The sequence below is a fragment of the Treponema sp. R6D11 genome (assembly GCF_054786075.1).
The window spans coordinates 1-351 of the sequence record NZ_BDHD01001239.1; the positions used below are offsets into that span (position 1 = coordinate 1).

Annotated in this window: 1 protein-coding gene; it reads left to right on the forward strand. The window is 36.8% G+C overall.

Annotated elements, in window-relative coordinates; translation table 11 throughout:
- Positions 1-198: U32 family peptidase C-terminal domain-containing protein (locus ACYVTD_RS18255; protein WP_461249019.1), on the forward strand; the 198-nt coding region annotated here is incomplete at its 5' end.
- Positions 199-351 lie beyond the last annotated feature (153 nt).

Genomic DNA, 351 nt, shown 5'->3' on the forward strand with positions numbered 1-351 from the left:
GAGTGCGAACAGCGCAACAAATTTTCTAGTGGTGATACACTCGAAATTATGACGCCAACAAAAAATTGTATAATAAAAAACTGCGAAATTTTCAATGAAAATAAAAACAAAATCGACTCCCTCCCACACCCTCAACAAAAATTTTATATAAAATCCAACCTAAACATCCCCGAAAATAGTTTTATAAGAACGGCATAAACTTGCAAAAAGACCAAAAACATGATATAATTCCAGACATGAAAACAAAGATTATCACATCCCCTGCCGAGGCAGGCGAGATAATAAAATCCGGCGGGCTCGTCGCCCTATGTGCATTCTCTGTCGAGTTAAATACTGCTACTATAACATCAT